The following is a 1,568-nucleotide window of genomic DNA, read 5'->3' as shown; positions in this document are numbered from 1 at the left end:
TACGGCAGCCGCATTTCGTTAGGTGAGCTGCGGGTATGCGTGTTCGAGTGGTCGGCGGAGGCGGGTTCGTTGGTGGTGCCAGCGGGCTCGTGCTCGGTGCCGGTCTCGCCAGTTCTGCCAGTGGATGGTGTGGTCGATGCCGTGGCGGCGGGGGTGTAGGGCGTTGACCAGGTTCTTGAGCGCCGCGACGGTGAGCGGGGTGTGTCCGGGTTCGGCGGGCGGTGGGGTGTCCGGGCCGGTCGGCGGTGGTGCTTGGGTGTCGGTGCGGGGCCGGGCCGAGGCCGCTGCCACCGCGAAGACGGCCAGGGCGAGCATGACCAGCACGGTGTGCCGGCGGATCGCCTCATAGCGGCGGACCTGCGACTGATCCAACCCGAACAGGTCCTTGCCGAACTCGAACGACTCCTCCACCGGCCACCGCAGCCCGGCCGCGGTGACCAGGAGATGCAGCGACACCGGCCGCCCGGCGGGGACGTGGCAGTAGTGGAAGGCCAGTTCGCCGGTGCGCAGATGCTTGCGGACCAGTAGCCAGTGCACCGCCGATGCGGTGGCCACCCACGCCCAGGCGTAGTCGCGGGCGCCCTTGTCCCCGGAGCCGGCCGAGCAGATCTGCCACCGCTTCTTGGGCCACAGCATCGACCGGACGATCTGCTTGCAGGTCATCGGCTTGCCGGCGCCGAGCTGGAGGGTGAAGGTGGACCGGACCCGCAGGACATAGGCCTGTCCGGAGGCCTCGCAGTGCGTGCGCAGGTCGGGGCTGTGGCCGTAGACCTCGTCGCCGGCGACGAAGTCCAGGACCACCCCGTCGTCGGCGGTGTCCTGCAGTACCTGCACGGCCAGTTGCCCCTTGGTGGCCAAGCCCAACCCGTCGGGCAGCCCCATCCGCGCGGCGGTGCCGGGGTCGGCTACTTGCTCGGCCGGGATCCACTGCCGGCAGCCGATCAGCGCGTGCCCCACCTGCTGGCGGACATAGGCCAGGTGCACGGTGTTGATCCCGTTGTCCACGCCCCCGGCGCATCCCATGTGCTGCCGCTTGACCCCGGCGGTGGCCCGGCCCTTCTTCTCCTGACCGGTCTCGTCCAGCGCCCCGACCCGCAGCAGGCCGCTCCGCCCGCACGTTTCGGCGGCACGCTCCAGCCCGGCGACCGCGTACCGGCGGACGTGCGCCATCACCCCGCCGGTGTCCCAGACCGCGTGGTTGAGCAGCCGCTGGGTCTTGTCCGGGCTGCGGTCACCGATCCACTCGGCGATCGTCCACCCGTTGCGTTCGGGCAGGTCCGAGGAGACCGCACGGACGTACTGGCGGGCCTGAACCCACGGCTCGATGCGGGCGAAGCAGCCCCGGACGGCCCCCATCAGCTCGTGCAGGCCCGCCACGGCCCGTTCAGCCTCTACGATGAGCGCAGCGGCTGTTCTGGATCTTGTACTCGTCACACAGACTTGATCACAGAGCAGCCGTCTTCACGTCCGGCGTTCCGGTCACAAGACCACATCAACCGGCCCGGATTCCCCGCTTCCCTCAGGCCTGCCTATACGCCCAGCTCAGGCCGCGAAATGCGGCTGCCGTA

The 1,568-nt window shown here is 70.3% G+C and carries 1 protein-coding gene; it reads right to left on the bottom strand.

Features of this window, described 5'->3' with window-relative positions:
• Nucleotides 1-18: 18 nt before the first annotated feature.
• Complete coding sequence (locus F8568_RS46405) at nucleotides 19-1,377, bottom strand: IS701 family transposase (protein WP_202126182.1); 1,359 nt, start codon at nucleotides 1,375-1,377, stop codon at nucleotides 19-21.
• Nucleotides 1,378-1,568 lie beyond the last annotated feature (191 nt).

It is taken from the genome of Actinomadura physcomitrii (assembly GCF_008923205.2).
GTDB lineage: Bacteria > Actinomycetota > Actinomycetes > Streptosporangiales > Streptosporangiaceae > Spirillospora > Spirillospora physcomitrii.
Note: the sequence above shows the minus strand (reverse complement) of the source record. Positions and strands in the feature narration are given on the sequence as shown.